Source organism: uncultured Ruegeria sp., from assembly GCF_947489545.1.
In the GTDB taxonomy this organism is placed as follows: Bacteria; Pseudomonadota; Alphaproteobacteria; order Rhodobacterales; family Rhodobacteraceae; genus Ruegeria.
The window spans coordinates 1-21,427 of record NZ_CANLDZ010000011.1 but is presented as its reverse complement, the minus strand read 5'-3'; the positions used below and the strand labels follow the sequence as shown (position 1 = coordinate 21,427).

21 protein-coding genes are annotated in these 21,427 nt (G+C 57.7%); 10 read left to right on the top strand and 11 right to left on the bottom strand.

The window, feature by feature from the left end:
• The first annotated feature begins 37 nt into the window (after positions 1-37).
• Complete coding sequence (locus tag Q1B13_RS15275) at positions 38-2,491, top strand: FAD-dependent oxidoreductase (RefSeq protein WP_299082113.1); 2,454 nt, start codon at positions 38-40, stop codon at positions 2,489-2,491.
• A gap of 169 nt (positions 2,492-2,660) precedes the next feature.
• The gene (rarD, locus tag Q1B13_RS15270) at positions 2,661-3,566 is read left to right on the top strand and encodes an EamA family transporter RarD (protein ID WP_298937309.1); all 906 of its coding nucleotides are present in this window, start codon (positions 2,661-2,663) and stop codon (positions 3,564-3,566) included.
• On the opposite strand, the gene Q1B13_RS15265 is transcribed toward rarD, so the two are convergent.
• Together Q1B13_RS15265 and Q1B13_RS15260 are read right to left on the bottom strand one after the other, a co-directional pair.
• The gene (locus Q1B13_RS15265) at positions 3,557-4,267 is read right to left on the bottom strand and encodes an SGNH/GDSL hydrolase family protein (protein ID WP_299082115.1); all 711 of its coding nucleotides are present in this window, start codon (positions 4,265-4,267) and stop codon (positions 3,557-3,559) included. The genes rarD and Q1B13_RS15265 overlap by 10 nt on opposite strands.
• Before the next feature lie 2 nt (positions 4,268-4,269).
• Positions 4,270-4,680, bottom strand: a complete 411-nt coding sequence (locus Q1B13_RS15260; protein WP_299082117.1) for a nuclear transport factor 2 family protein — start codon at positions 4,678-4,680, stop codon at positions 4,270-4,272.
• 97 nt (positions 4,681-4,777) lie between these two features.
• Between Q1B13_RS15260 and Q1B13_RS15255 the strand changes: the two genes are divergently transcribed.
• Positions 4,778-5,425 carry an RluA family pseudouridine synthase gene (locus Q1B13_RS15255; protein WP_299082119.1) on the top strand — a complete coding sequence of 216 codons (648 nt, stop codon included), beginning with the start codon at positions 4,778-4,780 and terminating at the stop codon, positions 5,423-5,425.
• A gap of 2 nt (positions 5,426-5,427) precedes the next feature.
• Here Q1B13_RS15255 and Q1B13_RS15250 read toward each other — a convergent pair whose 3' ends face one another.
• Positions 5,428-5,619, bottom strand: a complete 192-nt coding sequence (locus tag Q1B13_RS15250) for a hypothetical protein (RefSeq protein ID WP_298937305.1) — start codon at positions 5,617-5,619, stop codon at positions 5,428-5,430.
• Positions 5,620-5,723: 104 nt separating this feature from the next.
• Between Q1B13_RS15250 and Q1B13_RS15245 the strand changes: the two genes are divergently transcribed.
• The 4 genes from Q1B13_RS15245 (at position 5,724) to Q1B13_RS15230 (ending at position 8,709) form a co-directional block, all read left to right on the top strand.
• Complete coding sequence (locus tag Q1B13_RS15245) at positions 5,724-6,416, top strand: YafY family protein (RefSeq protein WP_299082121.1); 693 nt, start codon at positions 5,724-5,726, stop codon at positions 6,414-6,416.
• Between the two features lie 128 nt (positions 6,417-6,544).
• Complete coding sequence (locus tag Q1B13_RS15240) at positions 6,545-7,216, top strand: OmpA family protein (protein ID WP_298937303.1); 672 nt, start codon at positions 6,545-6,547, stop codon at positions 7,214-7,216.
• 134 nt (positions 7,217-7,350) lie between these two features.
• Positions 7,351-7,893, top strand: a complete 543-nt coding sequence (locus tag Q1B13_RS15235; protein WP_298937302.1) for an NADPH-dependent FMN reductase — start codon at positions 7,351-7,353, stop codon at positions 7,891-7,893.
• A 15-nt stretch (positions 7,894-7,908) separates the two neighbouring features.
• Positions 7,909-8,709: a MaoC family dehydratase N-terminal domain-containing protein gene (locus Q1B13_RS15230; protein WP_299082123.1), complete on the top strand. Its 801-nt coding sequence runs from the start codon at positions 7,909-7,911 to the stop codon at positions 8,707-8,709.
• A 20-nt stretch (positions 8,710-8,729) separates the two neighbouring features.
• On the opposite strand, the gene Q1B13_RS15225 is transcribed toward Q1B13_RS15230, so the two are convergent.
• The gene (locus tag Q1B13_RS15225; RefSeq protein WP_299082125.1) at positions 8,730-9,764 is read right to left on the bottom strand and encodes an FAD-binding oxidoreductase; all 1,035 of its coding nucleotides are present in this window, start codon (positions 9,762-9,764) and stop codon (positions 8,730-8,732) included.
• A gap of 55 nt (positions 9,765-9,819) precedes the next feature.
• Here Q1B13_RS15225 and mnmD point away from each other — a divergent pair, with 55 nt between their 5' ends.
• Positions 9,820-10,485 (top strand): tRNA (5-methylaminomethyl-2-thiouridine)(34)-methyltransferase MnmD, encoded by a 666-nt coding sequence (gene mnmD, locus Q1B13_RS15220; protein WP_299082127.1) that lies wholly within the window; start codon positions 9,820-9,822, stop codon positions 10,483-10,485.
• Positions 10,482-11,351 carry a DMT family transporter gene (locus Q1B13_RS15215; protein WP_298937298.1) on the top strand — a complete coding sequence of 290 codons (870 nt, stop codon included), beginning with the start codon at positions 10,482-10,484 and terminating at the stop codon, positions 11,349-11,351. Before mnmD ends, Q1B13_RS15215 begins: the two co-directional genes overlap by 4 nt.
• On the opposite strand, the gene Q1B13_RS15210 is transcribed toward Q1B13_RS15215, so the two are convergent.
• Positions 11,325-13,298 carry a lytic transglycosylase domain-containing protein gene (locus Q1B13_RS15210; protein WP_299082129.1) on the bottom strand — a complete coding sequence of 658 codons (1,974 nt, stop codon included), beginning with the start codon at positions 13,296-13,298 and terminating at the stop codon, positions 11,325-11,327. The genes Q1B13_RS15215 and Q1B13_RS15210 overlap by 27 nt on opposite strands.
• Before the next feature lie 133 nt (positions 13,299-13,431).
• On the opposite strand from Q1B13_RS15210, the gene dapA reads away from it, so the two are divergent.
• Complete coding sequence (gene dapA, locus Q1B13_RS15205; RefSeq protein ID WP_299082131.1) at positions 13,432-14,304, top strand: 4-hydroxy-tetrahydrodipicolinate synthase; 873 nt, start codon at positions 13,432-13,434, stop codon at positions 14,302-14,304.
• Positions 14,305-14,341: 37 nt separating this feature from the next.
• Here the strand turns inward: dapA and Q1B13_RS15200 are convergent, their stop codons facing one another.
• The 6 genes from Q1B13_RS15200 to pta all read right to left on the bottom strand — a co-directional run bounded on the left by Q1B13_RS15200 (position 14,342) and on the right by pta (position 21,346).
• A complete protein-coding gene (locus Q1B13_RS15200; RefSeq protein ID WP_299082133.1) occupies positions 14,342-15,223 on the bottom strand; it encodes a sigma-70 family RNA polymerase sigma factor in 882 nt (293 codons plus the stop codon).
• Entirely contained in the window at positions 15,220-15,681 is a 462-nt protein-coding gene (locus Q1B13_RS15195) for a carboxymuconolactone decarboxylase family protein (RefSeq protein WP_299082135.1), read from the bottom strand. The genes Q1B13_RS15200 and Q1B13_RS15195 overlap by 4 nt, the downstream gene beginning before the upstream one ends.
• A gap of 107 nt (positions 15,682-15,788) precedes the next feature.
• Complete coding sequence (locus tag Q1B13_RS15190; protein ID WP_299082137.1) at positions 15,789-16,676, bottom strand: DmsC/YnfH family molybdoenzyme membrane anchor subunit; 888 nt, start codon at positions 16,674-16,676, stop codon at positions 15,789-15,791.
• A complete protein-coding gene (locus Q1B13_RS15185; RefSeq protein ID WP_299082139.1) occupies positions 16,676-17,440 on the bottom strand; it encodes a 4Fe-4S dicluster domain-containing protein in 765 nt (254 codons plus the stop codon). The genes Q1B13_RS15190 and Q1B13_RS15185 overlap by 1 nt, the downstream gene beginning before the upstream one ends.
• Positions 17,437-20,250 carry a molybdopterin oxidoreductase family protein gene (locus Q1B13_RS15180; protein ID WP_299082141.1) on the bottom strand — a complete coding sequence of 938 codons (2,814 nt, stop codon included), beginning with the start codon at positions 20,248-20,250 and terminating at the stop codon, positions 17,437-17,439. Before Q1B13_RS15180 ends, Q1B13_RS15185 begins: the two co-directional genes overlap by 4 nt.
• A 73-nt stretch (positions 20,251-20,323) precedes the next feature.
• Complete coding sequence (gene pta / locus Q1B13_RS15175) at positions 20,324-21,346, bottom strand: phosphate acetyltransferase (RefSeq protein ID WP_299082143.1); 1,023 nt, start codon at positions 21,344-21,346, stop codon at positions 20,324-20,326.
• Positions 21,347-21,427 lie beyond the last annotated feature (81 nt).

Here is a 21,427-nt window from a genome sequence, read left to right as displayed (position 1 = left end):
CATTCAGGATGAAACCTGACAAAGTGGAGTCGTCAGAATGGTTGATCTTCCTAACAAGGCCCGCGTGGTCATCATCGGTGGCGGCGTTATCGGATGCTCTGTCGCCTACCACTTGACCAAAAAAGGTTGGAACGATGTTGTGCTGCTGGAACGCAAGCAGCTGACCAGCGGCACAACCTGGCACGCTGCAGGTTTGATCGCCCAGCTGCGGGCGACTGCGAACATGACCAAACTGGCGAAATACAGTCAGGAACTCTATGGCGCGCTAGAGGAAGAAACGGGTGTGGCCACCGGGTTCAAACGGTGCGGATCGATCACCGTTGCCCTGACCGAAGAGCGTAAGGAAGAAATCTATCGTCAGGCCGCGATGGCCCGGGCTTTTGGTGTCGAGGTCGAAGAAATTTCCAACGCGCGTGTTGGCGAGTTGTATCCGCACTTGAATCTGGAAGATGTGAAAGGCGCGGTTTACCTGCCGCTCGACGGGCAGGGGGATCCAGCCAATATCGCGCTGGCCTTGGCCAAGGGCGCGCGGCAGCGGGGTGGGATTGTCAAAGAACGTGTGAAGGTCACTGACATCGTCAAAGATGGTCGCAATGTCACGGGTGTAGATTGGGTCGCGGATGATGGCAGCGCGTCGGGCCACATTGAATGTGATATGGTCGTCAACTGTGCCGGAATGTGGGGCCACGAAGTGGGTCGCATGGCCGGGGTCAACGTGCCGCTCCATGCGTGCGAGCACTTTTACATCGTGACCGAAGGGATCGATGGGCTGACGCAGCTGCCGGTGCTGCGCGTGCCGGATGAATGTGCTTACTACAAGGAAGACGCGGGAAAAATCCTGCTGGGTGCGTTTGAACCCAATGCCAAGCCCTGGGCGATGAAAGGCATTCCCGACAGTTTCGAGTTCGATCAGTTGCCTGAAGACTTCGACCATTTCGAGCCGATCCTCGAAGCGGCGTGTAACCGGATGCCGATGTTGGCCGAAGCGGGTATTCACACCTTCTTCAACGGGCCGGAATCCTTCACGCCTGACGATGCGTATCATTTGGGGCTGGCACCCGAGATGGACAATGTATGGGTTGCAGCGGGTTTCAATTCTATTGGTATCCAATCTGCTGGTGGCGCAGGAATGGCATTGGCTGAGTGGATGGATTCCGGTGAGAAGCCTTTCGATCTGGGCGATGTAGACGTCAGCCGAATGCAGCCGTTCCAGGGCAACAAGCAGTATTTATTCGAACGCTCGAAGGAAACGCTGGGTCTATTGTATGCCGATCACTATCCGTATCGCCAAAAAGCCACCGCGCGCGGCGTACGTCGGACCCCATTCCATCACCAGTTGATGGAACAGGGCGCCATAATGGGCGAGCTAGCGGGTTGGGAACGGGCAAACTGGTTCGCCAATGAGGGCCAGGAGCGTGCGTATGAATACAGCTGGAAGCGCCAGAACTGGTTCGAGAATTCGGCTGCAGAGCATCGTGCGGTGCGTGAAAACGTGGGCATGTATGACATGTCTTCGTTCGGCAAAATTCGCGTCGAAGGACCGGATGCCGAGGCGTTCATGAACTACATTGGCGGCGGCGATTACTCGGTGGCCAACGGCAAGATCGTCTACACCCAATTCCTCAATCGATTAGGAGGGATTGAGGCAGATGTGACCGTGACCCGTCTGACTGAAACGTCTTACTTAGTCGTCACTCCAGCGGCGACCCGATTGGCCGACCAGACTTGGATGATGCGCCACGCCGGAGGCTTCAACGTCGTTATCACTGACGTTACGGCAGGCGAAGGTGTTCTGGCTGTTATGGGCCCCAATGCGCGGGCGTTGTTGGAAACAGTCTCGCCCGCTGATTTCTCGAATATCACAAACCCCTTTGGCACAGCACAAGAGATCGAGATCGGCATGGGCTTGGCCCGCGTGCATCGCGTTACCTACGTGGGCGAGCTTGGTTGGGAAATCTACGTGTCTTCCGACATGGCAGGTCATGTTTTTGAAACGCTTCACGAGGCAGGCCAGGACTTGGGGCTGAAGCTGTGCGGCATGCATATGATGGACAGTTGCAGGATCGAAAAGGGCTTCCGCCATTTTGGCCATGACATTACGTGCGAGGATCACGTGGTCGATGCCGGGCTTGGTTTTGCAGTCAAAGTCGATAAGGGCAGTGACTTCATCGGGCGTGAGGCCGTGATTGCGCGCAAGGAAAGGGGGGCCAAGAACCGTTTGGTGCAGTTCAAGCTGACCGACGCCGAGCCGCTGCTGTTCCATAACGAACCCATTGTGCGGGATGGCGAATATGTGGGTTATCTCAGCTCGGGCAACTACGGCCATACTCTGGGTGGCGCGATTGGCCTTGGCTATGTGCCTTGCGAAGGTGAGAAACCTGCTGATGTGTTGGCGTCGACCTACGAGATCGATGTCTGCGGCGTAAAGGTCAAAGCCGAAGCGTCGCTGAAGCCGATGTATGATCCGAGATCAGAACGCGTGAAGGTCTAACAAAACGCAATGACGAACTGGTCGAGGCGTGTATGCGCCTCGTTTCCTCGGGATGTGCTGGTCTGCCACGGACCCATCACATTTCTTGATGTCCGACTTCACGGATTTCACAGTTCCCAACAGGCGATGATCTGCCGTAAAGGTCTTTGGTATCAACCGGAGACCCACAATGGCCAACTTGCCGAAACAGCCTCAGAACGAGGACACGCCAAAGGGCTTGGTCCTGGCTGTAACCGCTTATGTGCTGTGGGGTTTTCTGCCAATCTATATGAAAGCGATGGAACATATCGGACCGGTTGAGGTCGTGGCCCATCGCATCATCTGGTCGGTTCCTATCGCAGGATTACTGTTGGTCGCCCTTGGCCGTACACGGGATATCAAAGCTGCTATCAGGAACCCGGGCATGCTCGGCATGGCCGCTTTGACGGCAATGTTGATATCCGTGAATTGGGCAATTTATGTCTGGGCGATCACGTCAGGACACGCGCTGGACGCGGCTCTTGGATACTATATCAACCCGCTGTTCAGCATCGCGCTGGGTGCGATCCTGCTGCGCGAGCCACTAAATCGCACACAACTGGTGGCAGTTGGCTTAGCGGCGCTTGGCGTTCTGGTGCTGGTGCTTGAGGCCGGGCGGTTGCCCTGGGCCGCGCTGGGTCTGATGTTCAGCTGGGGGTTTTATGCGTTTTTCAAACGCTCGCTTCCCATTGGTCCCAATCAGGGTTTTTTGTTGGAAGTTCTGATCCTTCTGATCCCGGCATTGGCTTATGTGACATGGTTAGGCGCGCAAGGCACCGGCCATTTCGGATCGGTTGCGACAGACACGATGCTACTGGCAGGTGCTGGTATTGTGACCGCGGTTCCGTTGTTGGTTTATGCTAACGGGGCAAAGCTGGTGCGCCTGTCCACAATGGGCATTCTTCAATACATCGCCCCGACCATGATTTTCGTTACAGCAGTCGCTGTTTTCGGCGAACAAATTGATCGGGGTCGCATGATTGCATTCCCGCTGATCTGGTCGGCCCTCGTGGTCTACTCAATCCCGATGATCCGGCAAGCCCGAGCTCAGACCTGAAGCAGTAGGCGCGCCGCCTCTTCAGCCCAGAGCGCATACGTTTTTGGACTAGGGTGATACCCGTCGGGAGCCGCCAGTGCCGGGTCATCCGGCAGGTCCAGCGTCAGGTGCCGAACTTGGGGGCAGGCGTCGGCGACCTGCCGCAGCCCGTGATCCAACCGCGCAGCCTGACGCCCGAGAACCCAAGCCAACGGCTGCGGTAAGGCGGGGAACCGACCCATCTGCGGTACGGCTGTCACGACAACCCGACGTGCGCCGAAGGTACCGGTCAGGACATCTACAAGCCGGGTTTGCCGTTCGACAAACTGCTTGCGTGTCACCGCACGGGTTACATCGTTCACGCCAAGCGCAGTCACCACGACATCGAACCGGCCCTGAAGTGATTGCAGGCGGTTGATCGTGTCCTCGGTCGTATGGCCCGTCGTGGCCTCGAGGCGCCATTCGACCGAATGGTGTTTGGCGAGTTTTCTCACCAAATGCCCCGACAGAGCCTGCGCCTGTGTCCCCGCGCCAACCCCAGCTGCCGAACTGTCGCCTGCGATCAACAAACGCAGGCGAGGTCCACGACCTGCGCGCCCTTCCCTTGGGCCTTTTGGTTCTGGCAGCAACTGTGCCTTGCGCCGCACGGACAGGCCTTGCGCGGCAAGCACAGGCAATAGTGGCCATCGCAGAATCTGATCGGCAGCAATTCGAGCGGGCATGATCAGCTCAGGGCGTTTTTGAATTCCAGAAACCGGACATCTGTCATCACACGCGCCATCATCGCTTCGCGCAATGCACCGATGGTTTTGTAGGGGCGCATGACAACCTCAAAGGTCTGCACAAGGCCGTCGTCGTTCAACGTGATCAGGTCTGCACCAACGGCATCCAGATCGCCGACCTTGCACTGAAACTCCAGCGCCCAGTCTTTCCCCTGACCCATAATCCGGCGATAGCTGAAGTCCGAGAAGACCTGTCCAACATGGCCCAACACGGCCGCGACCGGCGCGCGGCCTGTCCAAGTGCTGTAATATGTTGGCGGCATGAACCGGACATCTTCGGCCAGAAGCTCTGAAATCAGCGAGTCGTCGCCTTTGGCAACAACCTTTTGCAGTCGTTCGATGGTCGGGTGCATGGCCTCTCCTTTGTCGCTGGAACGAGAGTTGCCGAAGGTCAGCCGACAGGCAAGGACGACGTTGCGAGAGGTGGCGGGCTGCGATAGGCAGGCGCCCATGAGCGAGACCTATAGCCCCCCTCAAACGCCGCTGGACGTGTTGCACGAAGATGCGCAGTTGATCGTAGTGAACAAACCGCCGGGCTTGTTGTCAGTGCCAGGGCGCGGAGAGCATCTGGCGGATTGTCTGCTGGCACGGGTTCAGGCATCGTTTCCCCGGGCATTGCTGGTGCACAGGTTGGATCGGGATACATCCGGCGTGATGGTTTTCGCCCAAACGCCACATGCGCAACGGCATCTGGGCCTGCAGTTTGAAAAGCGCCAGACCCGGAAGACCTATGTCGCGCGTGTCTGGGGGATTGTTGAGCCCAAGGTCGGCACGGTGGACCTGCCGTTGATCGTGGATTGGCCCAACCGTCCGCGTCAGATGGTTTGTCACGAAACCGGAAAACCGGCAGTCACGGATTGGCGCGTTGTTAAGCACGAAGCCGACACCACTCGCATCCGTTTGTTTCCCAAGACGGGCAGGTCGCATCAGTTGCGGGTTCATATGCTGGCATCGGGGCACCCGATTCTGGGCGACCCGTTCTATGCCGAAGGTGCGGCCCGTGATTTCCCGCGCCTGATGCTGCATTCCGAGGAATTGCGCCTGAAACACCCGGAAGGTGGGGTGTCTATGAAATTCACGGCCGCGCCCGCGTTCTGAGGTCAGGCCGTGCTGCCCCAAAGGGATTTCAGGTTGCCCAATGAAAACCGCTTAATGCGTATTTTGGACTTAACCGGTGTTTTCTGGCGGGCTGCCATAATCTCGCGTTCAATCTCATATGCGCGCAGCGAATGCTCCTGCGACCAGCGGCCAAGTTTCAAGCTCATCATGACGTGGTTGTCGTAGTAAGACATCTTTCGATCCTTTCTTCAGCTCTTAGAAAGTCTCGCGCATCACTCCTGACACCACCCTGTCAGGGGGGTGTGCTAGTGTGTCAGCAGATCCCAAGGAGTAAGACATGCGCCGCTCGACCCGATTGTTTGAAATCATCCAGATTCTTCGCGCGGCTGGCGCACCGGTAACGGCCGAAATGTTGGCGGAAAAACTAGAGGTTTCGGTACGCACGGTCTATCGGGACATCGCGGAATTACAGGCCCAGCGGACACCTATCGAAGGCGAGGCGGGTGTCGGATATCTGATGCGACGTGGCTATGATCTTCCGCCGCTGAATTTCGACTCTGAAGAGGTCGAGGCACTTTGGGTCGGTCTGTCCATGCTGGCGCGTACCGGCGACAGCCAGCTGCAGCAGGCAGCCCGGCGCATTTGCAGGAAGATCGATGCGCTACACGCCCCCAGAGACTGGTTGCAAGTCGCGCCGTGGGGCACACCTACCGATGACCCCGCGAAAGGCTGTGTGCCAATTGCCAATTATCGTGAGGCTATCCGGGCCGAACAGAAACTGCGGATTACCTATGTGAGTGCGGAGGGCGAGCGCACAACCCGTGTCGTTCGACCGGTCGCGCTGATCTACCACATCGAGTGCACAATGCTGGCTGGATGGTGCGAGCTGCGCAATGGGTTTCGTCATTTCCGTACAGACCGCATCTGGGCCAGCGAAAGCGCTGACGAGAGTTTTTGTGGACAAGGTGAATCGTTGCGGGATCTGTGGCAGGAGCAGGACCTTTGGGACAGCACTGCCGAAACCGTGTGAAAACGGGCATTTGGCGAGTATTTGCCGATATCACCCTTTTGTAGCTTGAGGCTGCGCATACGCGCCGTGCTATACTGCACCAAATGAGGCAAGCCCTTACAGTGGGTGCCAGAGCAGAAGGTGAAACTATGACGATTTCCAAGTTTGTTGTGTCCGTAGGGCTGTGTTCAGCGCTTGCACTAGGCGCGTGTACCGATCCGGGCACGTTGAATGTCCAAAACGACCCCAACCAGAACGCCAAGCAGGGTGCTCTGATTGGCGGTTTGATCGGTGCAGGTGTAGGCGCCATCGCAAACGACTCGGATCCGCTTCTGGGGGCGGTCGCAGGTGGTGCCATTGGTGCCGCGGGCGGTGGCGTGATCGGTAATCAGCTGGATCGTCAGGCGGCGGAACTGCGCCAGCAACTGGCCAATGACGGCATCACTATCGTGAACGCAGGCGACCGTCTGATTGTCACTGTGCCGAATGACATCACCTTTGACACCGACAGCTCGACCGTGCGCCCGGCGCTGCGGTCCGATCTGGTGAAAGTGGGTCAGAACCTCGTAAATTACCCGAATTCCAACGTGCAGATCATCGGTCATACCGACAGTGATGGGGATGCGAGCTACAATCAGGGTCTGTCAGTGCGTCGGGCGAATGCCGTGGCCGATATCCTGCAAGCCAACGGTGTCAGCTACAATCGCATTCGCACCATCGGACAGGGCGAAAACAATCCGGTGGCGTCGAACCTGACACCTCAGGGCAAGGCACAGAACCGTCGGGTCGAGATCATCGTCATTCCCAGCGGCAACGCCTGATCCTTGACAAAAGTCCTAAACAGGGTCGCCTGAGGGCGGCCCTGGCGTTGCGCAACGATTGTGCGCAAAACGGGGTTTGGAACCGGGTGAACTCGGTCTAACTATTGGAAAACAACGAAACGGAGTTTTCCTTGATGTCCGAACCGATCCTTCTGGGCCTTTCCGGGTCGCTGCGCCAAAGCGCCACCAACCGCAAACTTCTGCGCGAAGCAGCCCGATTGTTCGATCCTGCCAGTTTCGTCGAAGCAGATTTGAACCTGCCCCTTTACGATGGCGACCTGGAGGAAGGCGAAGGCATACCAACCGGTGTCCAAACACTTTCGGACCAGATCGGGCAGGCGGATGCGATTATCGTTTCGACCCCTGAATATAACAAGGGCCCTTCTGGCGTTCTGAAAAATGCGCTGGATTGGGTGAGTCGAACACAAGGCAATCCGTGGGCAAACAAACCGGTTGCGGTGATGTCTGCTGCGGCAGGTCGCGCTGGTGGAGAACGGGCGCAAATGATTCTTCGCGCGTATATGGTGCCGTTCCAACCGCGCATCCTTCAGGGGCCCGAAATTCATCTGGCCAACAGCTCGAACGAGTTTGACGAACAGGGAAAACTGACATCCGAGCGGTATGAGAAAATGCTGCACACGCTAATGCAGAAGCTACGCGCCGAGATTGGCATTTAAGTCAACGCTGTTAGCATGATCGACGATATCCAGTTTGACAAAATGGATCCCGCCCGCGCCGCTGCTTTTCAGGTGGCGCTGGGCCGGGCGGCGACAATTGTTGACGGATCGTACCTGCCGCCGTTTTTTCACCAGCTGTACTTCTGGACGCCACGCGCACCTGCCGAACTGGGGCGCGACGGGCACCCTAAGGTTGGTCTTGGTCCGATTCCCGATATGGGACTGCCGCGCCGGATGTGGGCTGGTGGGCGTCTGAAGTTTCATGCGCCCATACGGGCAGGTGTCGAGGCAGAACGCAGATCGGTGCTAGACTCGAAAACTTCTAAGATCGGGCGGTCCGGGCCGCTTGGTTTTGTGACTTTGCGGCATGAGATTTGGCAAGAGGGTACGCATTGCCTGACCGAATGGCAGGACCTCGTGTATCGCGAAGACCCCTCGGCAACAGCGGTTGAGCCGCTGACGCCTGCGGCTCGAACAGATGAGACGGACCAACGCGAGATTGGGTTCGATTCAACTCTGCTGTTTCGGTATTCGGCTTTGACGTTCAACGGTCACCGCATCCATTATGATCTGGACTATGCGAGGGATGTTGAAGGCTATGCAGGGCTGGTCGTGCACGGCCCTTTACTAGCGCAACTGTTAATGATGTTTGCCGAAGAGCTTATGGGTAACCTGACCAAGTTTTCCTTCCGTGCGTCATCACCCTTGATTCATTTCGAAACTGCCACGCTGTGCCGCAATGGGCCGGATCTTTGGGTGCGTGGGTCAGACGGGCGGTCCTGTATGCAGGCGGTTGCTTTGACTGCCCCCGGCTAGGCGGGGTCGGTCTTTGGCTATCACAAAGACGCGTCGGGCCGGAAATCTTTGGGAATGGTGTCGCGGTCTTCAAGAATTAGATCAGCCATGACATCGGCCACTTTGGGGGCCATGCCAAAACCGATCTTGAACCCGCCGTTGGCGATGAATTGTCCCTGATGCAAGGGATGGGCCCCCAGCATCGGTGCCCGGCTTTTGCTGCGGGGGCGAACTCCGGCCCAACGCTCAATCACCTCGGCGCCGTGCAGGACAGGAACGGCGCGCGTGGCGCGCTCAATCACGTCGTCCAAAGCGCTATCGGTACTGGTTGGGTCGTCATAGTCCCGCTCGGACGTGGATCCGATGGCCAATGTTCCGTCCGCATGCGGCACCATGTGGACCGTATCGGCAAAGAGTTGCGGCGCTACACCTGCATCAAACCGCAGCAGCGCCGCTTGACCCTTGACGCCATTGCCGACGGTCTTGCCAAAGGCTTCGTTCAGTTCCTGTAGCCCGGCAAGCCCGGTTGCATGCACAACGCGGCCTTGGTCAGGGGCCTTGGTCAGGACCCCCACGCCCATCACGGACAAGGCTGCAACCAGCGCTGCACAGGCACGGCGGGGATGCATGCGCGCTGTCAGAGTATCGTGGATAACATAGCCTGTTGGGCTGGGTGGGCACCATGAACCGGCTTGTGCTATTTCGACAACGCGCCATTCTGCACGACCTTGCCACAGTTCCTCAGCTGATATCTGGCGTTGGTGGGCCAAGTTCAGGGTATGTTGATCAGGGATGGGCTGGATGCGCCCCAGGCGACCATAACCAGCTGATACTCCACCAGTTGCTTCAACTTGAGTCCAAAACGGTTCGGCCATGATCAGGCTTTCGAACTGAAAAGCCTTCTTGGCGTTCCAGTTTTCGGGCACATGTGGGGCCAAGGCGCCGACCAGACCTCCGCTTGACCCTGCGGCTGGGCCAAAGGGGTCGACAACCTGAACCTTCGCACCGCGTCGGGCGCAGGTCCATGCGATGGACAAGCCAAAAATCCCCGCGCCGCGCACCGTCACATCGACCATTGCCAATTCCCTTATCCTTGTTCAGTGTCGCGCCGCTTAGCTACAGGATTCCCGAATGGCAGACCAGCGCGCCCAGTTGACGTGGACGGATGATCAGATTCCGGTCTCGGATCGTTTTGATGACCCGTACTACTCACTGCACAACGGCCTGGAAGAAACCCGCCATGTATTTCTGGCGGGCAATGATCTGCCCGTGCGTTTCGCCCCTGGGTTTCACATTGCAGAACTTGGTTTTGGCACCGGTCTGAACATGTTGACCGTTTGGTCCGAGTGGGAGAGATCGGGGCAAACCAGCCCGCTGTACTTTAGCAGCTTCGAAGCCTTTCCCATGGCGTCCGCAGACATGCGGCGCGCTTTGGCTGGGTTCCCTGAATTGCAGCCATGGAGCGATCGGTTCCTAACGCATTGGGATGGTCACAAGTGCCAGCTTGAAACCCTGCAGCTTGAAGTGATCCAAGGGGATGCACGAGCGACATTGCCCGCTTGGGCCGGGATAGCAGATGCGTGGTTTCTTGATGGGTTTTCCCCGGCAAAAAACCCGGAGCTGTGGGGCGCAGAGTTGATGCAGGACGTCGCCCAACACACCGCACCAGGAGGTACAGCGGCCACCTACACCGCCGCAGGTTTTGTACGGCGAGGTTTGCAAGAGGCCGGTTTTCAGGTCACGCGAACATCTGGCTATGGCCACAAGCGGCATATGACGCGGGCTGTCAAACTATGACACAGCAAAACAATGCCCGCGCAGGCATCGCGCTGATGATCGCCGCGACGATTGTGTTTGCCTTGCAGGATGGCATCTCGCGCCATCTGGCCGGGACCTACAACACATATATGGTCGTGATGATCCGCTATTGGTTCTTTGCCGCGTTTGTCATTGCGCTGGCGGCTCGGGCACCCGGTGGATTGAAGGCGGCAACCCAAACCAACCAGCTGGGTCTTCAGGTGTTTCGCGGCGTTCTGTTGGCGGCCGAGATCTGCGTGGCCGTGTTCAGTTTCACGATCCTGGGTCTGATCGACTCCATGGCCGTTTTTATCTGCTACCCCCTTTTGATTGCAGCGTTGAGTGGCCCGGTATTAGGCGAAAAAGTTGGGTGGCGGCGCTGGGCCGCCATCGGCGTTGGGTGCGTGGGTGTTCTGATCATTTTGCAGCCTGGCGTGGGCGTCTTTAACCCGTGGGCCATTGTCCCGTTGATTTCAGCGCTGATGTTTGCGCTCTATGGGCTTTTGACCCGATATGCGGCGCGTCAGGACAGCACCGCCACCAGTTTCTTCTGGACTGGGGTTGCGGGCGCAGTGGCGATGACATTGGTCGGCATGTGGTTCTGGGAACCCATGGCCAGAGGCGATTGGATCTGGATGGCGGTGCTTTGCGTCAGCGGCGTGTTGGGGCACTGGCTACTGATCAAATGCTATGAGATGGCCGAGGCCAGCGCCGTGCAGCCATTCGCCTATTTCCACCTGGTCTGGGGCGCAATTCTTGGAATCACCATCTTTGGTGAAGCGTTGCGCCCCGAGGTTGTCACAGGTGCATCGATTGTCGTTGCCGCAGGGCTGTTCACGTTATGGCGCGAACGCCGCCAGAGTTGAGCCAACCAATTCCTGCGAGAAGGGAACTGGCAGCGCCGGCTGGCCCAGACGTGCGCGGTACACCGGCAGGCTTTCCGCCACGCGCATCACATAGTTGCGGGTTTCGCTGAACGGGATGGTCTCAATCCAGTCGACCATGTCTATGTCCCCGGTACGAGGGTCCCCGTAGCGTGCCATCCAGGATATTGGCCGCCTGGGTCCGGCATTGTAACCAGCGGACATCATCACGATATTGCCGTTGAAATCAGCGGCCAGCCCGGACAGGTAGTTGGCCCCTAGCTTTGCGTTATATTGCCAGTCCGACGTCAACCGACCGGTCTGATGCCCGCTGAGGATCCCGAGTTCCCGCGCGACCAGTTTTGCTGTGGCAGGCATCACCTGCATCAAACCGCGCGCACCCGCACCACTGACGACAACCGGATCAAATTCGCTTTCACGACGGGCGATGGCTAAGGTCATTTCCTTGGCCATTGGTAGCCCCATGTCAGCAACCGGATGCACTGGGTAGTAGGCGGCAGGCAAAACAGTTCCGGTTGTTGCGGCGCGCTTGGCAATCATGACCGCAAGATGCGGCTCTTTTAGTTCTATGACCAGATCGCCCAATTGGGCGGCTTCTACGGAATCAAGGTCTTCAACCAGATGAGTCAGAAAGCGTTCCGCCAAATTGTCCTCGCCAGCTTTCAGCAGCAACAACCCGGCCTCCAGAACGCTGGAATCGGCGAAACCGGCTTGCTTCCAATGTGGCGCACGGCGGGGTGTGGCCAACTCGGCATCAAAGGGTCGCCCTATTTGCTCGGCAGCCAATAAACCATAGAAAGAGGTCTGATAGTCAGCGCCCTTGGCGTAAGCGTCATAGGCTTTCTCGGCGTCCCCTGACGCAGCATAGGCGCGTCCCAGCCAGTACCCACCACGACCCTTTGAGATAGGTGACTTCACCGCGCCCGTGAAATTCTGGAAATGCCGGGCGGCCGTTGCCGGATCGTTCAGCTTACGCAGTGCCAGAAATCCGGACAGCCATTCAAGATCGGCATAGCCATACCCCATCTCGGGGGTCATGTGGTGGTTTGCGGCAATTCTGTACGCGCGCGACGGGTCACCGTTGCGCATTTCAAGGCGGGCCAGCCTGCGCCGCCCTTCCGCCCATTTGTCCGGCTCGCCCAATGCGTCTGGGTCAGTGGAACGGGCCAGCATCAGGTCAATTGCGCTATCGTCAAGTTCTTTGCGGTCGCGCCATACAAAGCGGTCAAACGCAAGGCCTGCGGACCCGGTCAGAGAGTCTGGAACCGCCGCGACCTTGCCATCCACACCCGGCTGGCGTTTTTGCAGGGCGATACGCGCCTCGGCCAGCTTGCGATCATCATCGCTGACCAGGGGTAGCATCCGGTCGGCGCTGATAAGATGGCCGTCCCAAAGCAGTCGGTCCAGCCGTGCCGCGTGATGGGGCTTGAGCAGCTTGCCGAAGTTCTCCAGATAGTCTTTTTGCAGCCCGGAACCCATGGGCATCGTGCGCCATGCGGTCACGATATCTGCCTCGGCGTCACCTTGCCGACCCTTGGCCATCAACGCGACGGCATAGTTCAACGCGCCTTCTGCAGTTTGCGGCGGAACCTCGGCATAGAACTTAAGCGCCCGATTGGGATCTGCGCCTGTAAATGATGGCTCGCTTTCGCGGCGCAGCCAGGCGAGGCCCGGCCAATCCGGGCGTCGCTCAAGAAACACGAGAACATCGCCCGAGCTGCCGAATCCTTCGCGCAACCAGTGCCAAACGATGATGTCTCGCGACACAGATCCACGTGCCCCCGAAACCCGTAGCGCTTCGTTCCAGTCGCCTTTGCGCATTTCATGCAGCCCGGCCTGCAAGTCCCCTGCCGTATTCGCCAGTGCCGAGACCGGCTGCAGCGCCAAAAACATAATCCCTGCTATCAACAGGGCTATAACGCGTGTCATCCCTTGCATTTCCCAACCAACCGAGGATAGAGCCTGTGAGGATAAACCTTGCGCCGCCGGGATCAACTCACAAAGCTAAAATCGTGATGGACCGGGGTGCGAAAATTCTAAACTGTACCCGAAGGAACGTTCCATGTTCAAAGGCTCGATGCCAGCTCTCGTCACCCCGTTCCGCAACGGCGAGTTGGACTTGGATACGCTCAAACACTTGGTTGAGTGGCAAATCCAGGAAGGCTCCACCGGGCTGGTTCCTGTCGGCACCACTGGGGAAAGCCCAACGCTTAGCCATGAAGAGCATGAGACGGTGGTCGAAGAGGTTGTCAAAGCCGCTGCTGGACGCGTTCCGGTCATCGCCGGGGCAGGATCAAACAACACGGTCGAAGCCACCCGGTTTGTCCAGTTCGCCAAGACTGTTGGTGCCGCTGCGGCTTTGGTCGTGACGCCATATTACAACAAGCCGACCCAACGCGGGTTGTTGGCACATTTCACAACCCTGCACGAATGCGCGGACATTCCGATTATCATCTACAATATTCCTGGCCGTTCTATCATCGATATGTCGCCTGAGACGATGGGTGAGCTGGCTAAGCTGCCACGCATCGTCGGCGTCAAAGACGCGACCGGTGATCTGGCCCGTGTCAGCCAGCAACGCGCGACGTGTGGTCCCAATTTTTGTCAGTTGTCTGGCGAAGACGCGACGGCGCTTGGCTTCAATGCCCATGGTGGGGTTGGGTGCATCTCGGTCACGGCAAACGTCGCACCAAAACTTTGCGCAGAGTTCCAGCAGGCAACACTGGCCGGCGATTATGCGACCGCATTGAAGTATCAGGACCGACTGATGCCGCTGCACGAGGCGATCTTTATCGAACCCGGGCTTGTGGGCGCAAAATACGCGCTGAGCAAGCTTGGGCGTTGTAGCGAAGAGGTGCGCTCGCCACTGACCACGCTGGAAGACAGCACCAAGGTCGCCATCGACGCGGCCATGGCCCACGCAGGGTTACTTTAACGTCAAACCTCTGGGCCTGTGCGTCGTGCAGGCCCTGTTAGGTCAGAAGTGCTTCAAGGTGCCGGGTCTTGTCGGGGTTGCGCACCATATAGATAGCTGTGATCTGGTCTGCTTCGACGTTGAGGGAAATCGCCTGTACGAAGCCTTTCGGGTCGCGACTAATGATCGAAGGTTGCCCGTTCAGCGTACACGTGACCCAGTCGACCCTTTGTTGAGCAGATGGCTTCCGCGCCAGCCCGGCAAAAAATCGAATGACCTTATCTTGTCCATAGATCGGATTTAGCGTCGCGATAACCTTGCCGCCACCGTCGGAATGTAATTGGACATCCTGCGCCAGCATTTCTGCCAGACCGTTGGTATCCCCGCTTTTGGCTGCTCTGAAGAAAGCGGTGGCAAGGTTTTCACCATGTTCGCGTGCGATCTTGGTTCGCGGTTTGGCCTGATCGACATGTTTTCTTGCGCGGCTGACCAATTGCCGGCATGAGCTTTGGCTGCGCTTTAGCGTTTCGGCCAGTTCGTGATAGGATTGGTCGAAGACGTCATGCAGAAGAAAGGCCGCGCGTTCCAGCGGGGACAGCCTTTCCAGCGCCATCAACAGTGCGATCGACACGTCCCGATCCAGCCGTTCTGTTGGATCCTCGGTCACCAGAGGTTCTGGTAGCCATTCACCAGGATAAGTTTCGCGAACAGCCTTTGACGCGCGCAAATGGTCGAGACAGAGCCGCGTAACGATACGGATAAGGTAGCCCGTCGTGTCACGCACAGTTTCGGGGTCGACACGCCGCCAGCGCAGATAGGCATCCTGCACTATATCCTCAGCATCGCTGACGGTTCCGAGCATGCGATATGCAACCGCGAACAAGCGCGGCTGCAGAACGACGAAAACCTGATCGTCGGGGACTTCTTCGTTGCGGGTCACGCCGCTGATGCCTTGCTGGACGTGGGGTGTGGTATCGCGAAGCCAATTGCGATGCGGTTCCAGGCGTTGATGGTTGTGATAACCAATGTCAGCGCCACTTGATCTTCCTCGGAAAACTGTGCCGCCATTGTCTGATACGTCGCTTCGGCAGCTCGGTTGGATTCAATCCTGGTAAGGCTTTCAGCCCAAGATAGCGCGGCGCGTTCGCGTCCGGAATATAACGACGATTCGTGCCACGCGTTCAGCAAGTGCAGCCGGTCCTCGCTCTCGCCATTTGCGCGGGCGTCATGGGTGTGCATGTGGATGCAATAGGCGCAGCCGTTGATCTGCGACACACGAAGCTTCACAAGTTCGATCAAACTGTGTTCCAACCCTGATGCTCTGAGACGCTCCTCCAGGTCGAGCATGGGCTGCATCAAGGTTGGCGCAACGGAAAAATGATTGATGCGTACGGACATTGAAATCTCCTGTTTCTGAGTTGAACAGAAACAGGACGGGCCAGCGACTAGATTTGTGACATAGTTGAAAAAAAAGAGCCTCTATTTTGAGGCTCTTTTCAAAATTATCACCGTTTTCCGTAATACAGCCCGACAACATGTTCGGCTTGTGCAAAGAAAAGCCACCTAGAGACGACGACTCCAGCGATGTGAGAGAGGACGGCAAACAGCGCGAAAAGGTGTTTGATCACGATGCCGTCTACCGGGGCGATGATCAGCAGGATGGGCAGTACAAAGGCGAGAGCGAACGATATGATGCGCAGTTTTTGGGCGTGTTTGCGCCCGACGATATGAACGAATTCGCGCAGAAGGTAGTTTGTGCCGGTATGGGGCGGTTCAAAGGCGCGGACAGAGCCGCGATCACCAAGACCCGTTGCCGAGCCCAGGTCGGTGCCCGCCTTCTGAAACGCTTTGTCCCCCATCGCCCAATAGATCAGTTGCACGACCCCGGCCACAGCCATCAGCTTGGGCGCAAGGCTTTCTGCACCCGCCAGCAAGGACCCGCCCGCGATGCTGAAGGTGATGAACATGGCGGGTGTCGCCCACATGTTCCAGCGCGGGATGGTTTTGAGCTGGGCATAGATCATCGAGGTCGTAAAGACCGTTACGAGGCTGAGGATCGAGCCGAGAAGTCCGAGAAAAACCCAGCGCTGTCCCAGGAATATCACGCCAATGGCATAGAGCCCCATGACCAGCAGGGCGGCCACGGCGCAGATGCCCTCGCGGCTTAGCCAGCTTGATTTCCATTGGCTGAACGCTTTCCACGCCCGTTCGGGATGGCCGAGGTGAAAGGTCGACGCCAACAGGCCGCCAACAGCCAGACCAAAGGCGATCGCGAAGAAGACAAATGCCGTGACGCCCGAGACGTCCGGGACACCGAACCCAAGGAAATACAGTAGCCCAAAGCCCAGACCAGAGAAGGTGGTGAAGATGATGACAGAAGGTGCCGGGTGCATCAGTTCGCTCCCCCGGGGACTTTATCGAGGGCTTTGTCGAGCCATCCCATGAAGCCCTTTGGTTCTTCCGCAACAGGGGCCAGCAGTGGTGCCAGAATATCGATCTGGTCTTCAACAGTGTCTTTGGGGCGCGGCGGCAGATATTTGTTGACCGGCTTCGTGCCCATCTCTGGCATCAGATCCATGCCTTCACGTTCCGCGACCAGTTTGCTGACATCGCTGTCGGGATCGCCCAGATCGCCAAAATGGCGTGCGCCTGCCGGGCAGGTGCGAACACAGGATGGAACCCGATCCACTTCGGGCAGGTTTTCGTTGTAGATGCGATCGACGCAAAGCGTGCATTTCTTCATCACACCCTCGGCCATATCCAGTTCGCGGGCTCCGTACGGGCAGGACCACGCACACAGGCCACACCCGATGCAGTCGCTTTCATTGACCAGAACGATGCCATCCTCGACACGTTTATAACTGGCCCCGGTGGGGCAAACAGTAACGCAGGGCGCATCTTCGCAATGCAGGCAAGATTTGGGGAAGTGAACCAATTGGGCGTGGCCCTCGGCCGGCTGGACTTCATAAGAATGCACTCGGTTCAGGAAGGTACCCGAGGGGTCAGCGCCATAGGCGTCCTGATCGGACAAAGGGGCGCCATAGTTTTCGGTGTTCCAGCCTTTGCATGAGATAACGCAGGCATGGCAGCCCACACAGGTATCAAGGTCGATGACCAAACCCATCTTGCGGTCCGTGGATTGGGGGAGTTGGGTCATTTGCCTACCTTCCACGCAAGGTCTTTGGGGCCGGTTCCTACCGGTGATTTAATCGGATCAAACTCTGGCTGGCTTTCAGCATCGCCCGGGGGTTCTGATTTCTCGATCTTGACCTTTAGGTCGAACCACGCGGCCTGACCGGTGATCGGATCCGAATTGGCCCACCGCATCCCGTCGCCTTTGGGCGGCATCAGTTCGTGGATCAGATGGTTTAGCAGGAACCCTTTGGTCGCCTCGGGCGCGTCGTCTTGCAGCGCCCAAGCACCCTTGCGCTTACCGATGGCGTTCCACGTCCAGACCGTATTGTCGTTCAGCGCCGCCATCTCCATGACCGGAACAGTGATCTCTCCGTGCGGAGAGCTGACTTTGGCCCAATCGCCATCCTGCAGCCCGTGTTCCCGCATGAGTTTCGTTGGTACGTAAAGCGGGTTGCGCCCGTGCAACTGCCGCAGCCAGGCATTCTGTGTGCCCCAACTGTGATACATCGCCATGGGGCGTTGGGTCAGCGCGTTGATACTGTAACCTTCGTTGCCCTGCTGGTCTGTTTCGTACCAGATAGGTAGCGGATCCATCGTGTCTTGGATACGCTGACGCAGGTGATCCGGCGGTTGCCGGTCGCCATGGCCTTCGGCGCCCAGCTGGAACTTGCGCATGGGTTCGGAATAAAGCTGAAACAGGTAGGGCTGCGGGCTGTCATAGATGCCCATACCCACGGCCCAGTCCTGATAGGCCGTGTTCCAGGGTTTGTAATAGTCAGCCCCGTCCGGAATATGCGCGACATAGAAACCGCCATTCTCGATATAGCGGTTCAACTGCTCGGCATTTACTTCGCCACGGCCTTCTTTGTCACCGTCCGGGCCACGGAACCCGGCCAGTGGCCCGATGCCCGGTCGACGTTCGTGATTAACGATATAGTCTGCGTAGTCTTTCCATTTTGGACTACCGTCCTCATTGATAAAGCCGGGCAGACTCATGCGGTTGGCCAGTTCAATCAGCACGGATTGGAATCCTCGCACGTCACGATCGGGTTCGATCACCGGCCAGCGGATGGCGTCGGCAGCGGCGTCGGCCTCGCAGATCGGGCGATCCAGTAGCGAAATACAATCGTGCCGTTCAAGATACGTCGTGTCAGGCAGGATCAGGTCGGCATAGGCCACCATTTCTGACGAATACGCATCTGAATAGATGATGTTTGGTATGACGTATCTGCCGTCTTCGTTGCGGGCGGTCAGCATCTCCATCACGCCCTTGGTGTTCATCGAGGAATTCCAGGACATGTTGGCCATGTACATGAACAGCGTATCGATCTTGTACGGATCGCCTGCCGCGGCGTTGGAAATCACCATGTGCATCAACCCGTGGGCCGACATCGGGTTTTCCCAGGTAAAGGCCTTGTCGATGCGCAGCGGCTGTCCGTCATCATCCAGCAACAGATCGTCGGGGCCACGTGGGAAGCCCAGATGCGGGCCATTCAGCGGGCGCCCGGGGCGGCGATCACCATGCGGTGTCGGGTGCGCCTCAACCGGTTTGGGATAGGGCGGTTTGAAGCGGAAGCCGCCCGGAACCTCGACCGTTCCCAACAAGATTTGAAGCACATGCAGCGCGCGACAGGTCTGAAATCCATTGGCGTGGGCTGAAATTCCGCGCATCGCATGAAAGCTGACAGGGCGACCGATCATTTTTGCGTGGGTTTCACCGCGGAAATCAGTCCACTCCTGATCCAGCTCAATGGCCTCGTCAAAGGCCACACGGGCGATTTCAGCGGCAATCGCGCGAATGCGTTTGGCTGGGATACCGCACCGTTCGGCCACGGCCTCGGGTGCGTGTTCATCCGAGAGGTACTTGTCCGCCATTAGGTGAAAGACGGGACGATGGGTAACACCATCTTTTTCGTAAGTCGCTGACAAATTCGGGCGAACACCGGGTTTGTCAAATGCAGTGGGTTTGCCGGTGTTGCGGTCAATCACTAGTGGCTTGCCGTCGTTATTGCGCAGAAACAGACCTTTTTCCGGGCCGTCCGCAGCATTCACAAGAACCGGCGCGTTGGTGTAGCGGCCGAGATAGTCCAGATCGATCTTGCCTGCCTTCATCAGCACATGGATCAGGGACAGGATGAACAAGCCATCGGTGCCGGGCGTGATGCCGACCCAGTCATCAGCCACAGCATTATACCCGGACCGTATCGGGTTGACCCCGATCACCCGCGCGCCACGCGCCTTGATCTTGCCGATGCCCATTTTGATCGGATTGCTGTCATGGTCCTCTGCCACGCCAAACAGCATGAACAGCTTTGTATGGTCCCAGTCGGGTTGACCGAACTCCCAGAACGCGCCGCCCATCGTGTAGATGCCGCCGGCAGCCATGTTGACGGAACAGAACCCGCCATGCGCCGCGTAGTTTGGCGTTCCGAAGTTCTGCGCCCAGAACGAAGTGAAGCTTTGGCTCTGATCCCGCCCGGTGAAAAACGCCAGTTTTTGCGGCGCGGTCTCGTGCAGCTCGTTCAACCAGCCTACCGCAGTGCTGATCGCTTCGTCCCATTCGATCTCGCGAAATTCACCCGATCCGCGTGGCCCGACCCGGCGCAATGGTTTGCGCAGGCGCGAAGGCGCGTTGACTTGCATGATCCCGGCGCTGCCCTTCGCGCACAAGACACCCTTGTTGACCGGGTGGTCACGGTTGCCTTCGATATAGGCAACCTTGCCGTCTTTCATATGTACATTGATGCCGCATCGACAGGCGCACATGTAACAGGTGGTCTTTCGGACCTCGTCCGAAACCTTCGGCGATGTGTCGATAGCTGGCTGGTTCATGTACGTCCCTTTGGCTGTTGGTTCGATCCTTCCAGTATTTCGGTCAGAACAAAACCTTTATTGCTAGCTGGCTTTAATCGGATGCGTCCTGTGCTTTTGAGTGATGTGCCTGCACGGCAGTCACGGCAATCATATGCAATACATCCTCGGCCGAGCATCCACGCGACAGGTCGTTTGCGGGTTTTACCAGACCCTGCAGGATTGGTCCGATTGCTTCGGCACCACCGATCCGCTGGGCGATTTTGTAGCCTAGATTACCCGCATCGAGGTTTGGGAAGATAAAGACATTTGCTTCTCCGTGCAGTGGAGAATCCTTCGCCTTTTTCGCCGCCACTTCTGGAACGAAGGCGGCGTCGAACTGCAATTCACCATCAATCAAAAGGTCGGGATTTGCAGATTTTGCAATCTGTGTTGCCTCGATGACCTTTGAGGCCTTGGGGTGATTTGCACTGCCTCTGGTCGAAAACGACAGCATCGCAACCTTGGGCGTTTCGTGGGTCAAGGTCTGATAAGACTTGGCTGATGCTTGCGCGATCTCTGCCAGTTCCTGTTCATTCGGATCCACGACGAGGCCGCAATCGGCAAAGATATGCGCGCCCCGAACGGTATGATGGTCGCGGCAATAGAGCATCAGGAAAAAGCTGGAGACCATCGCAGCGTCAGGCGCTTTGCCAATGATTTGAAGCGCGGCCCGGACAGTGGCTGATGTTGTTTCAACCGCTCCGCCAACCGTTCCGTCTGCGAAACCTTCATGCACCAACATCGCGGCATAGTTCAGACGATTGCGGACTTGTTGCTGCGCTTGTTCAGGCGTCATGCCTTTGTGTTTGCGCAACTCATAAAGAGACGCCGCAAATGCCCCCGAATGCGGAGAATCGTTGGGATCATGAATGTCTATTCCATCGACATCCGTCCCGCCCTGTTCTTCTAGCAAAGCAATGACCTTTGCCCGATCTCCAACAAGGATAATCTGGGCAATGTCTTCAGCGCGCGCCTTCAGAGCACCTTCAACAACGCGTGGATCATCGCCCTCAGCAAGGGCGATGATCTTGTCGGAACCGGTTTCAGTTCCGAGAATTGTACGCAGAGGTTTCACGCTCCTACGCTTGTATTTGAGGTGTCATGTCGTTTGCGCTGACGCCTGCGACTGCGACGGGTTTTTTCATGGCGTCGCGGC

Coding starts and splice junctions, on each gene's coding strand:
- Q1B13_RS15275 (WP_299082113.1), top strand. CDS start 38: ATGGTTGATCTTCCTAACAAGGCCCGCGTGGTCATCATCGGTGGCGGC.
- rarD (WP_298937309.1), top strand. CDS start 2,661: ATGGCCAACTTGCCGAAACAGCCTCAGAACGAGGACACGCCAAAGGGC.
- Q1B13_RS15265 (WP_299082115.1), bottom strand. CDS start 4,267: ATGCCCGCTCGAATTGCTGCCGATCAGATTCTGCGATGGCCACTATTG.
- Q1B13_RS15260 (WP_299082117.1), bottom strand. CDS start 4,680: ATGCACCCGACCATCGAACGACTGCAAAAGGTTGTTGCCAAAGGCGAC.
- Q1B13_RS15255 (WP_299082119.1), top strand. CDS start 4,778: ATGAGCGAGACCTATAGCCCCCCTCAAACGCCGCTGGACGTGTTGCAC.
- Q1B13_RS15250 (WP_298937305.1), bottom strand. CDS start 5,619: ATGTCTTACTACGACAACCACGTCATGATGAGCTTGAAACTTGGCCGC.
- Q1B13_RS15245 (WP_299082121.1), top strand. CDS start 5,724: ATGCGCCGCTCGACCCGATTGTTTGAAATCATCCAGATTCTTCGCGCG.
- Q1B13_RS15240 (WP_298937303.1), top strand. CDS start 6,545: ATGACGATTTCCAAGTTTGTTGTGTCCGTAGGGCTGTGTTCAGCGCTT.
- Q1B13_RS15235 (WP_298937302.1), top strand. CDS start 7,351: ATGTCCGAACCGATCCTTCTGGGCCTTTCCGGGTCGCTGCGCCAAAGC.
- Q1B13_RS15230 (WP_299082123.1), top strand. CDS start 7,909: ATGATCGACGATATCCAGTTTGACAAAATGGATCCCGCCCGCGCCGCT.
- Q1B13_RS15225 (WP_299082125.1), bottom strand. CDS start 9,764: ATGGTCGATGTGACGGTGCGCGGCGCGGGGATTTTTGGCTTGTCCATC.
- mnmD (WP_299082127.1), top strand. CDS start 9,820: ATGGCAGACCAGCGCGCCCAGTTGACGTGGACGGATGATCAGATTCCG.
- Q1B13_RS15215 (WP_298937298.1), top strand. CDS start 10,482: ATGACACAGCAAAACAATGCCCGCGCAGGCATCGCGCTGATGATCGCC.
- Q1B13_RS15210 (WP_299082129.1), bottom strand. CDS start 13,298: ATGACACGCGTTATAGCCCTGTTGATAGCAGGGATTATGTTTTTGGCG.
- dapA (WP_299082131.1), top strand. CDS start 13,432: ATGTTCAAAGGCTCGATGCCAGCTCTCGTCACCCCGTTCCGCAACGGC.
- Q1B13_RS15195 (WP_299082135.1), bottom strand. CDS start 15,681: ATGTCCGTACGCATCAATCATTTTTCCGTTGCGCCAACCTTGATGCAG.
- Q1B13_RS15190 (WP_299082137.1), bottom strand. CDS start 16,676: ATGCACCCGGCACCTTCTGTCATCATCTTCACCACCTTCTCTGGTCTG.
- Q1B13_RS15185 (WP_299082139.1), bottom strand. CDS start 17,440: ATGACCCAACTCCCCCAATCCACGGACCGCAAGATGGGTTTGGTCATC.
- Q1B13_RS15180 (WP_299082141.1), bottom strand. CDS start 20,250: ATGAACCAGCCAGCTATCGACACATCGCCGAAGGTTTCGGACGAGGTC.